Annotated in this window: 9 protein-coding genes; 7 read left to right on the top strand and 2 right to left on the bottom strand. The window is 71.1% G+C overall.

Features of this window, described 5'->3' with window-relative positions:
* Window positions 1–85 precede the first annotated feature (85 nt).
* Together AC08OQ_RS04870 and AC08OQ_RS04865 are read left to right on the top strand one after the other, a co-directional pair.
* Window positions 86–1264, top strand: a complete 1179-nt coding sequence (locus AC08OQ_RS04870) for an acyl-CoA dehydrogenase family protein (RefSeq protein ID WP_476600361.1) — start codon at window positions 86–88, stop codon at window positions 1262–1264.
* Window positions 1265–1363: 99 nt separating this feature from the next.
* Window positions 1364–2473: an acyl-CoA dehydrogenase family protein gene (locus AC08OQ_RS04865; protein ID WP_462186477.1), complete on the top strand. Its 1110-nt coding sequence runs from the start codon at window positions 1364–1366 to the stop codon at window positions 2471–2473.
* Between the two features lie 56 nt (window positions 2474–2529).
* Here AC08OQ_RS04865 and AC08OQ_RS04860 read toward each other — a convergent pair whose 3' ends face one another.
* Both AC08OQ_RS04860 and AC08OQ_RS04855 read right to left on the bottom strand, forming a co-directional pair.
* Window positions 2530–4233: a glycerol-3-phosphate dehydrogenase/oxidase gene (locus tag AC08OQ_RS04860; RefSeq protein ID WP_462203144.1), complete on the bottom strand. Its 1704-nt coding sequence runs from the start codon at window positions 4231–4233 to the stop codon at window positions 2530–2532.
* Window positions 4230–4856: a TetR/AcrR family transcriptional regulator gene (locus AC08OQ_RS04855; RefSeq protein WP_476600363.1), complete on the bottom strand. Its 627-nt coding sequence runs from the start codon at window positions 4854–4856 to the stop codon at window positions 4230–4232. Before AC08OQ_RS04855 ends, AC08OQ_RS04860 begins: the two co-directional genes overlap by 4 nt.
* 161 nt (window positions 4857–5017) lie before the next feature.
* On the opposite strand from AC08OQ_RS04855, the gene AC08OQ_RS04850 reads away from it, so the two are divergent.
* From AC08OQ_RS04850 to AC08OQ_RS04830, 5 genes are all read left to right on the top strand, one after another.
* A complete protein-coding gene (locus tag AC08OQ_RS04850; protein ID WP_476600365.1) occupies window positions 5018–6655 on the top strand; it encodes an FAD-binding oxidoreductase in 1638 nt (545 codons plus the stop codon).
* A gap of 51 nt (window positions 6656–6706) precedes the next feature.
* Window positions 6707–6862: a hypothetical protein gene (locus tag AC08OQ_RS04845; RefSeq protein ID WP_462186483.1), complete on the top strand. Its 156-nt coding sequence runs from the start codon at window positions 6707–6709 to the stop codon at window positions 6860–6862.
* A gap of 65 nt (window positions 6863–6927) precedes the next feature.
* Entirely contained in the window at window positions 6928–7734 is an 807-nt protein-coding gene (locus AC08OQ_RS04840) for an SDR family NAD(P)-dependent oxidoreductase (RefSeq protein ID WP_476600367.1), read from the top strand.
* Between the two features lie 272 nt (window positions 7735–8006).
* Window positions 8007–9176 (top strand): LmeA family phospholipid-binding protein, encoded by a 1170-nt coding sequence (locus tag AC08OQ_RS04835; protein WP_476600369.1) that lies wholly within the window; start codon window positions 8007–8009, stop codon window positions 9174–9176.
* Window positions 9177–10006: 830 nt separating this feature from the next.
* Window positions 10007–12562, top strand: coding sequence for an FHA domain-containing protein (locus AC08OQ_RS04830; RefSeq protein ID WP_476600371.1), 2556 nt, complete (start codon window positions 10007–10009; stop codon window positions 12560–12562).

The following is a 12562-nucleotide window of genomic DNA, read 5'->3' as shown; positions in this document are numbered from 1 at the left end:
ATGCGAATGCGACCGTCCCGGGATCCCGCGCGAGGCGACCGGATGGGCGACCAGATGGAGGTCAACACCAGATGGAGGTCAACGCATGGACCTGACCCACCCGCCGGCCGAGGAACGGTTCCGTGCCGAGTTGCGGGCCTGGCTCGCCGAGAACATCCCCGCCCCCTGGACGGAGCCCGGGTTCTGGGCCGGCGTGGGGGAGGCCGAGGGCTTCGACCTGCGGCGGGACTGGGAGCGGCGCAAGGCGCTCGCGGGCTTCGCCGGGATCGACTGGCCGGTGGAGTATGGCGGCCGGGGCGGCACCCCGGGGATGATGGCCGTCTACGACCAGGAGATGCAGCTCGCCCGGGCGCCGCGCTCGGTCAACACGCTGGGCCTGGCCTTCCTCGCGCCGACGGTGATGGCGGTCGGGACACCCGAGCAGAAGCGCGACATCCTCGGGCCGATGCTGCGCAACGAGGTGATCTGGTGCCAGGGCTTCTCGGAACCCGGCGCGGGCTCCGACCTCGCGGCGCTGCGTACGTCCGGGGTGCTCGACGGGGACGAGTACGTGGTCAACGGGCAGAAGGTCTGGACGACGTTCGCGAACCGCGGAGACAAGCTCTTCACCCTGGTCCGGACCGAGCCCGGCAGCCGGCGCCATCACGGCATCTCGCTGCTGCTCATCGACATGCACGCTCCCGGGGTGGAGGTCCGGCCGATCCGGCAGATGAGCGGCGCCAGCGAGTTCGGCGAGGTCTTCCTCACCGACGTGCGGGTGCCGGCGTCGGAGTGCCTGGGCGGGATCGGCAACGGCTGGGCGACGGCGATGCTTCTGCTGTCGTTCGAGCGCGGCGCGTCCGGGATCAGCCAGTACACCGGCTTCCGGCGCAGCTACGACGAGATCGTCCGGGTCGCCCGGGCGCTCGGCCGCGACACCGACCCGGTGCTGCGCCAGGAGTTGGGCCGACGCATGGTCGAGCTCGAATGCCTGCGCTACCACTCGATGCACGTCCTCACCCAGGTAGAGCAGGGCCGGGACCTGGGGGCCGAGTCGTCGATCACCAAACTGCAGTGGTCGGAGACGTACCAGGACCTGTTCGAGACCTTTGATGCGCTGCTCGGCGCCGATGTGGCGCTCACCCACCCCACCGCGGACCTCGATCTGACGACGCTGCGGCAGGAGAGCTTCTGGACCCGCTCCGTCACCATCTGGGGTGGATCCTCGCAGGTACAGCGCACGATCGTCGCGGAGCGGGTCCTCAGCCTGCCACGCGGATCATGATCATTGTCGCGATTCGGGCCTGCGTCTACGTCTGTGCCCGCGCCCGCGCCTGTTCATCCCGCTGATCCTGCCTCGCCCCGCCTCCGGAGGTCCGAGCCCGTGTTCTTCGCCCTCACCGACGAGCAGCGCGCGCTCGCCGCCACCGTCCGGGACTTCCTGGCCGACCGCTTCGATCTGACCGCCGTCCGCGCGGTCTTCACCGATCCCGACGGTGACGGACACCCCCCCGAGCTGTGGAAGGCGATCGGCGAACAGGGCTGGCTCGCGGTGTGCGTGCCCGCGCGGTTCGACGGTCTCGGTCTCGGGCTGCTCGACGCACAGATCATCGCGCGGGCGTTCGGAGCGGGGGCGATCCCCGGGCCCTGGCTGCCGACCGTGCTCGCGGGCGAGGCGGTGCGGCTCGCCGGCTCGGCGGACCAGGCGGCGGCGGTGCTCGCCCCCCTCGCCGCCGGTGACCTGGTGGCCACCGTGGCGCTGCGGGGCCCGGGCGGGGGATACGACCGTACCGGCATCGCGGTCCGCGCGACCGCGGACGGCAGGCTGGGCGGTGTCGCGTCTGGCGTCGAGTATCTCGAGGTCGCCGGGTTCGTGGTGGTCGCCGCCGTCGACCCCGCCGGAGTCGGGCTCTACCTGCTCGATCCGCATGGCCCGGGGGTGACGGTCACCGCCCAGCGCGGCTTCGACGGCACCACCCGGCTGGCCTCGCTGTCCCTGGCCGACGCGCCCGCGACCCGGCTGCCGGCCTCCAACGCCGCGGTCGCTGCGGACCTGGTCCGTCGTGGTGCCCTGCTCACGGCCGCGGACCTCGTCGGTGTCGCGCGGGCCGCGCTGACCCGGACCGTCGCCTACGACATCGATCGGGTGCAGTTCGGCCGGCCGGTCGGTTCGTTCCAGGCGCTCGCGCATCATCTCGCCGATCTGCATGTCGCCGTCACGATGGCCGAGCACGCGGTGCTGTACGCGGCGCACGCGCTCGATACCGCCCTGCCCGACGCGGAGCTGGCGCTCGCGGTGGCGAAGAGCAAGGCCAACCAGGCCGCCGGGGACGCCACCGCGGCGATGATCCAGTACCACGGGGGGATCGGCTACACCTGGGAGCATGATGCGCACTTCTTTTACAAGCGGGCCAAACGCCAGATTCCCGCTTTTGGTGACACTCCTGCGCATCTGGAGCGCATCGCGGTGCTGACCGTCGACACGTTGCCCTGACCGCCCCCGATCCCGCAGCACTCGCAGCGGTGCTGGTTCCTCGGCGGTGCTGGTCCTTAGCGCGTCAGCGTATGGTCGAACAGCTGCCGGGCCGGGCCCAGGGCTGCCCGGCGGTCGGCGGGAGCCAGCCCGATGCGCGTCCGGCGATCCAGCAGGTCTGCCGGGTCGAGCGCGCCTTCGTCCCGCACCGCGAACAGCAGCTCCGCGCCGGTGACCGGCGTCCCCTCGGCGACGGGTGCCAGCAGGTCGGGGTCGCCGTCGGCCAGGGCCAGCACCCTCGGTGCCTCCGTCCCGTACCGCTCGACCAGACGGCGCGGCGCGGCCACCGTGGCGAGGACCGATCGAGGTGCCGCACCGACCAGGCCGAGCCGCCGGGTACGGCAGGGGCCGGCGTCGAGGTCGCCCACCGCGACGGCGGCGTCCACCGCGTCGGCGGCCATCCGTCGATAGGTCGTCAGTTTGCCGCCGACCACCGTGACCAGGCCGCCCGGGTCGGTCCGCACCAGGTGCCGCCGGGAGAGATCGGCGGTGCGGGCGGCGCTGGTACGAGCGGCGCTGGTACGGGCGTCGGCGGTGTGGTCGGTAGGGGTGTGGTCGGTGGCGGTGTCGAGCAGGGGGCGCAGGCCCGCGAAGGCGCCCAGCCGGTCCGCCGGGTCGATGGGGGTGGCCAGCACGTTCGAGACGATGCCCAGCAGCTGCGCGATCTCGTCCTCGTCGGGCACCGGGACGTCGACGACCTCCTCGACCGGCACGTCGGTCAACCCGACGTAGACGCGGCCGTCGTCCTGGGGCAGCACCAGCGCGAACCGGTTCCGTTCACCCGGCATCGGCAGGGACAGCGCCGCGCGGGTCCCGGCCAGGACGGTGGAGCGCAGCACGAGGTGGGTGCCGCGGCTCGGCCGCAGCCGGATCCCCGGCGCCAGGTCCGGCGCCCACACGCCGGTGGCGTTGACCACCGTCCGCGCACGCAGGGTGATCCGGGTACCGGTGAGGGTGTCCACCGCGGTCGCCTCGATCCCACGGCAACCGTGCCGGCCCGTGCCGGCACGGTTGCCGTGGGATCCGGTGCCGAGGGCACGCGCCGCGCTGCTGCCGCCGCCGAGGCCGTCGAGGCCGGTCACCCGCAGCCGGGTCAGGATCCGGGCGCCGAATCCGGCGGCGGTCCGGGCCAGCGCGACGACGAGACGGGCGTCGTCAACGAGCTGGCCGTCCCAGTGCAGCACCCCGCCGCGCAGCCCGGCTTCCCGGAGCGCGGGAGCCACCCCGAGCGTCTCCACGGCGGTCAGCCGGCGTGGGCCGGGCAGGACCGCGCGGGGCGTGCCCGCGCCGCGGCGCAGCAGGTCGCCGAGCCACACCCCGGCCTGGACCAGCGCGGCGTTCGACCGCGGTACTCCCGGGGTCAGCGGGGTGAGCATGGGCAGCGCCCGCACGAGATGGGGCGCGGTGTGCCGCATCAGGATGTCGCGTTCGACGGCGCTCTCCCGCGCCAGCGCCACGTCTCCGGTGGCCAGGTAACGCAGCCCGCCGTGAACGAGCTTGGAACTCCATCGGCTCGTGCCGAAGGCGAGGTCGTGCGCCTCGGCGAGGACGACGGACAGGCCGCGGGAGGCGGCGTCCAGGGCCACCCCGGCCCCGGTGACCCCACCGCCAATCACCAGCAGGTCCACCGGGCCGCCGGCCGCGACGGCGGCCAGCTCCCGTTCCCGCCGCCCGGCGTTCAACGAGGTCGCCGCGGTCGGCCGGAGCGTCAGAACCGTCATGGTGATCCCCCAGTGCTCTCCTTGACCGGTTCCGGCGCGAGGTAGCCGCGCAGGAGCCGGCGCAGTTCGGCGGTCCGGGTCGCCGCGGGGACACCGCCGCCGAGGGCCTCGGCGGACAGGACGAAGGACTGCACGACGAGCAGGACCATGAGGGCCAGCGCCGACGGGTCCGCGGGCCGCACGGCGCCGTTCGCCGCGGTGGTGCGGAACTGGCTCGCCAGCAGGTCCAGGATCATCTGCTGGGTGGCGCCACGTCGCTCGATCAGGTACGGGATCAGCAGCTCGGGATCCGTCTCGATAATCCGCAGATAGAGCGGGTTGGTGCGGAACGCCTCCACCGTCGCGATGATGTGCTCGACGAGATCGTCGAGCAGCCCGCCGTCGAGCAGCCCGCCGTCCGGCCCGGCCTGGGCCATGGCCGACGCGGCCGTCACGACCTGGGTCCACTCGCGGGTCATCACATCACCGACCAGCGAGCGCAGGTCCGGCCAACGTCGATAGAGGGTCATCCGGCTCACTCCGGCGCGGCGCGCTACCTCGGTCAGGGTGGTCCGCCGGACCCCGACCGCCAGCAGGGACGCCTTGGCCGCGTCGAGGACGGCCTCCTCGCCGGCGAGAGCCATCCTCCCTCCCTCCCGTCGCCACGGGCGCGGGGAGCGGCGCCGCCGCGCGGGATGTGCCATCGTAGGATGAGACCTTGTGACAATGTGACGTTGGCTGTCACACTGTCTCGCAAGAGATTTTACCGAGGCACCACCGGATCGGACAGGCGGTACGCACGCCGATGACGAGCACCGACGAGGCCCACGAGAAAGCCCGTGAGATCGTCCCGGCCGAATCAGTCTGGTGGGGCTGGGGCCCCGCCGAGGCGCATGACCCACTGCCCGATTCCACCCGCCTTCTGCTGGCTCGGCTCGGCATTCCCGCCCGTCCTCGCCCGCCCGTCCCGCTCGCCGAGGTACGCCTGCCCGCGTCGCGGCTGCCGGATCCGGCCCGGGCCGCGCTCGCGGAGGTCGTCGGGGACGACGAGGTCCGGGTGGACGATGTCACGCGCATCCGGCACTGCCGGGGCCGCTCGACGACCGACCTGTTGCACCTGCGGGCGGGGGATGCCTCCGCCGCGCCCGACGCGGTCGTCCGGCCTGCCGATCATGACGAGGTGCTCGGCGTGCTGCGGGTCGCGACCAGAGAGCACCTCGTGGTCGTGCCGTTCGGGGGCGGTACCTCGGTCGTCGGCGGCCTTGCGCCGCCCGAGCGTGGCGACCGTGCCGCCGTCGCCCTCGACCTCGCCCGGCTGGACCGGCTCGGCCGGGTGGATCCCGACTCCGGCACCGCGGAGCTCGGCGCCGGGCTGCGGGGCCCCCGGGCCGAGGCGTTGCTGGCCGAGCACGGTCTCACGCTCGGGCACGTCCCCCAGTCCTGGGAGTACGCCACTATCGGTGGCTACGCGGCGACCAGGTCCAGCGGTCAGGCATCCGGGGGCTACGGCCGGTTCGACGACCTGGTCGTCGGCCTGCGGGTGGCCACGCCGGTGGGCGGCTGGGAGCTCGGCCGCGCCCCGGCGTCGGCCGCCGGACCGGACCTGCGGGAGCTGCTACTCGGCTCCGAGGGCGCCTTCGGGGTGATCACCCAGGTCGTGGTCCGGGTCCGGCCGCTGCCGGCCCGGCGCGGCTACGAGGCCTGGTCGGTGCCCGACTTCGCGACCGGCACCCGGCTGCTGCGCTCACTCGCCGCCCGCGACCTGCGGCCGACGGTATGCCGGTTGTCCGACGAGACGGAGACCGTCGCGGGGCTCGCGCGGCCGACCCGGTCGGGCGGCGAGCGCGGGGGCGGCGTCGTCGGCTGCTACCTGGTGACCGGCTACGAAGGCGACGATCGCGCGGTGGAACAGCGTTCCGCGGCGGTCGCTGCCGTCCTGCTCGCCGGGGGCGCCAAACGGCTCGGCGCGGCGGCCGGCCAGGACTGGGAGCAGGGTCGGTTCCGGGCGCCCTACCTGCGCGACGCGCTGCTGGACCAGGGCATCTTCGCCGAGACCCTGGAAACGGCGGGATTCTGGACGGCGCTGCCCGGGCTGTACGCGGCCGTCCGAGATGCGCTCACCATGACGCTGGCCGCCGCCGGCCTGGCACCGGTCGTCATGTGCCACATTTCTCATCTGTACGCCACGGGGGCTTCGCTCTACTTCACCGTCGTCTGCGGCGAGGGCGACGACCCGATCGGGAGCTGGCGGGCGGCCAAGGCCGCGGCCACGGACGCGGTCGTCGCCACGGGCGGCACGATCACCCACCACCACGCGGTCGGGACGGAGCACCGGCCCTGGCTCGGCGCCGAGATCGGCGATCTTGGTGTCGAGGTGCTCCGGGCGGTCAAACGGACACTGGACCCGGCCGGCATCCTCAACCCCGGGGTTCTCGTCGCCTGAGGCACTACCGGGCGCATCGGGTCGACCCGGGAGCCTGGGTAGGCCAAGGGTGTGGAGACCATTGCCGCCTGTGTGGTTGTCCTGTTCTTCCTGCTGATCCCGGTGGTCATCGTCGGTGCGGCCCTGGGCTGGGCCTACCACCGTTGCGCGCCGCTGCGGGCCCGGGCGGCCGTCGAGGCCGCCCGGGAGCAGCGGGCCCACCCCTGAAGACCGGGCCGGGCGTTCCGTCGATCCCCGGGATGTCCGGACAGCGTCTCCGTCAGGATGAGGCCATGAGCACCGGACCGTGCGAGCCGGCTCCGGGTTACCCCGGCGGGCCGGGCGGTGGCGTCGACCGTGATCGTGACCATGCCGGGGACCGTGCCGGGGACCCGGAGTTCGCCCCGGCGACCCGCGGCCTCGTCGTCGTGGGACCGGGGGCGAGCTTCGGTTCCGACCTGTTGCGCCGGTTTGGCCGGGAGGGGTTCGCCCTGGGAGTCGTCTCCCGGTCCGCCGACACGCTGACCCGGGTGAGGGACGAGCTCGCCGAGGACGGCCTGGCGGTGCACGGCGCCGTCGCCGACGTCACCGACCAGCTGGCCCTCACCACGGCCATCCAGCGGGTGGCGGCCGACGTCGGGGGGCTGACGGTGCTTGTCTACAACGCCAAGCTCAGCATCCGCGGCGGCGCCCTCACGGTGAAGGCCGAGACGATGAACCAGACTCTTGCGGTGAACGTCACGGGCGCGCTCACCGCGGTGCAGGTGGCGGCAGACCTCCTCGTGGACCGGCCGGCCGCGACCATCCTGTTGACCACGGCCGGATCGCGCACCGAGCCGGTGGCCGGCCGGTTCGCGCTGGCGATCGGCAAGGCAGGCCTCGCCGCCCTCGCCGATGCGGTACGGCCGATGCTGGCCGCGCGGGGTGTCCGGCTGCGCACGGTGGTTCTCGACGGCAGGGTGGACGCTGCGGGCCCGCTACGTCCGGGGGTGGTCGCGGACCACTTCTGGCAGGCGTTCGCCGCCCCGCGTGGCGACGTTTTCCGGCTCGCGTCGGCTAGACGGGACACTCCGGTGGCGCAGCTCCCGCTGGAGGTGTGAGCTGGTGGCGGCGGTGACGCTGGTGACATGGGTGACGGCCGGTGATGGCTGGCGGATCATGCTCCGGGCGGTGGCCGATGGTATCTGGTTTGCCCGGTCTGGTCGGTCAAGTCGGGGATCCGACACCGATGTCGCATGGATGATCGGACCCGCGGCCGTGCGGAAGGCACGGAGCATGCGACGATCCGGCAGGGCCAGGCACAGGACAACCGCCAGGCGGACATCGACAGGGCGACGGCGTGCTCCGGCGCGGCATGGCAGGAGATGGACCGGTGAACGACGGACGTGACGGTGATGGGCAGCAGCCTGCGGACAGCACCCATGTGATGCCTCCGGACGGTGATGGGACGCGGCCCGCGAACCAGAACAGGCCGGCCCGTCCGGGCGCCCCGGTGGGACCACCGCCGCCCGCGGACTCGTTCCGGCCGGCGCGGCCGGCCGCGCCGACCCGGAGGGGTGACCCGCCGGCTGGTTATGAGCCGCCGGCCGGTTATGACCCGTGGGCCGGCTCCGGCGCTCAGGGTGGCTACGACGGCACCGCGGTCCTGGGTGCGGCGCCCGGGACCACGGGGATGGGGAACATCACCGCCCGCGAGGGCGGCGGACCCCATGATCGGCTGCCCGGCGCCGCCGGCGGGGGCGGTAGAGGCCCGGAGGGATTCGCCGTGGCGCCAAGCGGCGGCACGCCCGCCGTGCCCGTCAAGCTGCGTCGCCGGCGCCGGAAACTGCTCATCGCGCTGGTCGCCCTGATCGTCCTGTTCGTCGTGGGCGACCGGGTCAGCGTGGTGATAGCCAAGGATCAGATGCGCCAGCAGGTCGAGGCCGGCGTGGCCGAGAACATCAAGCCGGGTGATCCCATCCCGACGGTCAAGAGCGTGAGCATCGGCGGATTCCCGTTCCTTACCCAGGTCCTGTTCGGGAAGTTCACCAACATCGGAGTAGAGATCGAGGGCATCCCGACGCCGGGCCCGAAGATCTCGTCGGTGAAGGCCAATCTGAAGGGTGTACACGTACCGCTCGGTGATGCCATCACCAACAATGTCGGGCAGGTGCCCGTCGATCACGTGCGGGCCACTGTGGATATGACCTACAACGACCTCAACGCCTACCTCGCCGGGCAGCAGGTGCAGGTGAAGCCGGTCGACGGGGGAAAGGAGATCGAGGTGACTGGCACCGTCAACGTGCCGGTGCTGGGTACCCAGCAGGTCGGTGGGATCACGACGTTCGAGGTCCGGAACAACATGCTCACCCTGGTGCCGAGTGAGGTGAAGCTTACCGGAGCTGTGAACCTCGGATTCAGTGTCCCCGGAGAACTTCTGCCGTCCATCCCGATCCCGATCTCCGGTCTGCCATTCCATCTCCGCATCGTCGAGGCATCCACGAACGCGACCGGTCTCTCACTCACCGCGACTGCCGAGGACGTGGTGCTCCCGGCGTCCTGAGCCCTGAGTGGCGGTCCTGAGCCCTGACATGATTTCCGCCACAGTTGCGCCGACCCGGAATGCCTCGCGCGCGGTGGTCGAGCCGTACCGACCGCCCTCCCCGCGGTCAGGGCCCGGATCGGATCCGGTCGAGGCCGCCCATGGCCCCTCTCTCCCCGGAGTAGGTCCTTCCCGGAGTACGTCGACCTTCCCGCGGAGTACGTTAACCTGTCGACGATCGTTCGACGCGCGGCACCTCCCGGCGTTTCATCAGCCGATTTCCGGTGGCCGTCCGTTGGCTGATCGTCCACTTCCGTGGCGTGCGTCCCGGGTGCCGCCGAGGCCTGCAGCCGCTGGTCGGATCGGCGACAGATGCCACTGTCGGGGACCGTCGACCATCATTCTCATAGGGTGCCGGACGGGAACATGCGTCATCGTCGTCGCTTCCGGGGCACGGTCACCGAGCTTCCGTGGCACGGTCATCGAGACGATCTGACCACTCAGGGTGACGTGGCCCGGAAGGTTTCGTGCAGGGTAACCGGTAAATCGACCGATCATGAGGCGGCAGGAACCCGAGAGATGCCCGGAAGTCGACGCGACGGCAACGATCGCCGTTCAGCTGGTGGTAAATCGTCACCCGGGATGGATCAAGGTCATCCCTCGACGCTACGATCGGGCATCCGGCGTGATCCGGCGGCTCGAGTGGCCGCGCGAGGTGGTGACCCGGCGCGCCATGATGACACCGCAGTACCTGGTAAAACCGCACAGCGTAGTGACACCGCACAACGTAGTGACAAGGTGGAGTTCGGCGGGACATCCCGGCCAGCGTCCCGTCGCGAAGGGGGAAACACGTGCAGACGACCTTCCTGAGAGTCGTCACCGAGGCCGGTGCGGCTACCGTGCCGGCCGAGGCGCAGTTCATCATCGGCCGTGCCCGGACCGCCGACTACGTCATAGCGGACAGCCGGGTCTCCCGTCGCCATCTCCTCCTTGAGCAGACCGGCAACGGGTGGGTCGTTCGGGACATCAGTTCCAACGGCACCTGGATCGACGGGCAGCGCATGCCCGAGACCGTCCCGGTGCACGGTGAGGTGCGGCTTCGTCTCGGCACTCCGACCGGGCCCGAGGTTGTCATCCATCCCCAGGTGCCGGAAGGCCGCAGGCCGCTGGACGAGCCGGAGTACGACCCCGGCTACGACATGCAGACGATGCTGCCCAATGCTGCCGGTTACTCTCCGCCACGACCCACGGGCTCCTCGAGGGGTGGGCGCGGGACCTCGCATCAGGGGCCGACCGATCCGTCCCAGCGCGGGCACGACTACGACGACCAGGGTCGGGACGAACGGGTGAGTGGCGTCACCAGCCTCGAGCAGGAGCACGAGCGGCGAACCACTTATCGGCTGCGCCCGGGCACGATGTCGATCGGCCGTGCCCGTGACAATGACATCGTCATCACCGACCTGCTTGCCTCCCGCCGGCACGCCGAGCTCTACATCGGCCGGTCCGGCCTGCAGATCGCCGACCTCGACTCCGCCAACGGCGTGTTCGTCAACGGTCGTCGGATCAACCGGGCGTCCGTCGGCCAGGGCGACGTCATCGCCGTCGGTCACCACGTCTTCCAGCTCGAGGGCGACCAGCTCGTCGAGTACATCGACTCCGGTGACGTCAGCTTCGAGGCCGACGCCCTGAACGTCTGGGCCGGTCAGAAGCAGCTCATGCACGACATGACGTTCAAGCTGCCCGGCCGGGCGCTGCTGGGCGTCGTCGGGCCGTCCGGGGCGGGTAAGTCGACGCTGCTCAACGCGCTCACCGGCTTCCGCCCCGCGGACAAGGGCACCGTGCGCTACGCCGGCCGGGACCTCTACTCAGAGTATGACGAACTGCGGCGCCGGATCGGCTACGTGCCGCAGGAGGACCTGCTGCATACCTCGCTCACCGTCCGCAAGGCACTCGAGTTCGGCGCCGAGCTGCGCTTCCCGCCGGACGTCACGAAGGCGGAGCGGCGCACCCGGGTCGACGAGGTGCTCGCCGAGCTGGGCCTCACCCAGCACGCCAGCACCCAGGTCTCCCGGCTGTCCGGCGGCCAGCGCAAGCGGACCTCGGTGGCCCTGGAGCTGCTGACCCGGCCGACCCTGCTCTACCTCGACGAGCCGACCTCCGGCCTCGACCCGGGCATGGACAAGAACGTCATGGAGTCGCTGCGCAAGCTCGCGGACGACGGCCGGACGGTCGTCGTGGTCACCCACAGCGTCGCCCAGCTCGACCTGTGCGACTACATCCTCGTCCTCGCACCCGGCGGCTACGTGGCCTACTTCGGTCCGCCGCAGGACGCGCTGCCCTTCTTCGGCAAGCGGGACTACCCGGACGTCTTCCTCACCCTGGAGGCGACGCCCGGGGCCGAGTCGGCCGCCAAGTTCCGCAACTCGCGGTACTACGTGCCCGCCTCGATCACTGCTCCGTCGGCCCGGCCGGCTCCCGAGGAGCTGCCCTCGCTGCGGCAGCAGTCGGTGATCTCGCAGCTTGTGACGCTGAGCCGACGAACAATGGCCGTCGTCGCATCCGACAAGTCATACCTGCGGCTCATTATCGCCTTCCCGTTCCTGCTCGGGCTGATACCCAGGGCCATCGGCGGGAACTTTGATCTCACGGCCGAACAGGCCAAACAGTTCTCGCCGAACTCGGATGCCCCGACAGTTCTTTTGATCATGGTTCTCTGTGCCTGTTTCATGGGAATGGCGAACTCGGTCAGAGAGATCGTCAAGGAACGGGCGATCTACCGAAGAGAGAGAGCCATCGGTCTGTCTCGGACCGCGTATGTCGGTTCGAAGATCCTCGTTCTTGTTATGATCACTGTCGCCCAGGCGATCCCGTTCACGTTGATCGGTCTTGCCGGGCGAACGCCGGACAAGGGTGTCGTGCTCGGGAACGCCCTGCTCGAACTGCTCATCGCTGTGATTGTGGTCTCGCTCGCGTCGGCCATGCTCGGGCTGGTGATCTCGGCGATGGTCGACAACGCGGACAAGACCATGCCGCTCCTGGTACTGATCACCATGGCCCAGCTCATCTTCAGCGGTGGCATCGTGCCGGTGAAGGGCACGCCCGGTCTGGAGCAGATCAGCTACATCGCGCCGGCCCGCTGGGGCTTCGCGTCGATGGCCTCGGTCGGTGACCTGAACCGCATCACCCTGGCCGGCGTGCTACGGCCAGACAACCAGAAGCCGGTGAACCCGAAGGTCGTCGATGACCCCTTCTTCGACCACAGCGCCTCGGCGTACCTCACCGACATCGTCGCCGGTCTCGTCGTCGGCGTCCTCCTCGTGATCATTACTTCCTTCCTGATCCGCCGGATGGACCCGAAGACCGTCAAACGCGCCACCGCCGCACCGGTCAGCGGCCCACCCCACTAG

Source organism: Frankia sp. CcCS3 (assembly GCF_977927575.1).
The sequence above is the reverse complement of the archived record's forward strand: the minus strand, read 5'-3'. Positions and strand labels throughout refer to the sequence as shown.

Excerpts from the sequence above, each read along its gene's own strand:
- AC08OQ_RS04870 (WP_476600361.1), top strand. The coding sequence starts at position 86 with ATGGACCTGACCCACCCGCCGGCCGAGGAACGGTTCCGTGCCGAGTTG.
- AC08OQ_RS04860 (WP_462203144.1), bottom strand. The coding sequence starts at position 4,233 with ATGACGGTTCTGACGCTCCGGCCGACCGCGGCGACCTCGTTGAACGCC.
- AC08OQ_RS04855 (WP_476600363.1), bottom strand. The coding sequence starts at position 4,856 with ATGGCTCTCGCCGGCGAGGAGGCCGTCCTCGACGCGGCCAAGGCGTCC.
- AC08OQ_RS04850 (WP_476600365.1), top strand. The coding sequence starts at position 5,018 with ATGACGAGCACCGACGAGGCCCACGAGAAAGCCCGTGAGATCGTCCCG.
- AC08OQ_RS04840 (WP_476600367.1), top strand. The coding sequence starts at position 6,928 with ATGAGCACCGGACCGTGCGAGCCGGCTCCGGGTTACCCCGGCGGGCCG.